Origin of the sequence: Vibrio sp. 1641, from assembly GCF_033339995.1 — a bacterium.
GTDB classification, from domain to species: Bacteria; Pseudomonadota; Gammaproteobacteria; order Enterobacterales; family Vibrionaceae; genus Vibrio; species Vibrio alginolyticus.
Window position 1 is genome coordinate 1 of sequence record NZ_JAWOVP010000519.1, and the last position, 515, is coordinate 515.

Annotated in this window: 2 pseudogenes; one reads left to right on the plus strand and one right to left on the minus strand. The window is 45.8% G+C overall.

The window, feature by feature from the left end:
- A pseudogene (locus tag R7Z47_RS26890) lies at nucleotides 1-125 on the plus strand (Cu(I)-responsive transcriptional regulator); the annotation flags it as partial.
- 47 nt (nucleotides 126-172) lie between these two features.
- On the opposite strand, the pseudogene vctC reads toward R7Z47_RS26890, so the two are convergent.
- Nucleotides 173-515, minus strand: a pseudogene (vctC, locus tag R7Z47_RS26895) (iron chelate ABC transporter ATP-binding protein VctC); the annotation flags it as partial.

Consider the following 515-nt stretch of genomic DNA (forward strand, 5'->3'; position numbering starts at 1 on the left):
TGCGCGAAGTAGAAGAGAAAATTGCTCACCTGATGGAAATCAAAAAGCAGTTGGAAGGTTGGGTATCGGCTTGTCCCGGCGATGCAAAAAGTCGCTGTCCAATCATAGACGAGCTCACTAAGTAAGCTCGCCTGTCTATTGCAGTTCGTTAAAGGCAACAAGTTGGTTCAGATTAATGGTAAGTGCACATGCGCTTGCCATTTAACTCAATGATGTTAAATGGCGTTTCGTAGATGTCTTCCAATGTTGTTGCCTGAATCACCTCTTCAACCGCGCCACTTGCCACCACTTTGCCTTGTTTAAGCGCCAGAATGACATCGGAATAGCACGCCGCAAAGTTGATATCGTGAATCACAACCACCATTGCTTTGTTCATGTCATGAGCAAGCCTTTGAATCACCTTCATGATCTGCAATGAGTGCTTGATATCCAAGTTGTTCAGCGGTTCATCTAAGAAAACGTAGTCCGTATCCTGAGCAATCACCATGGCGATAAACGCCAACTGACGCTGACCG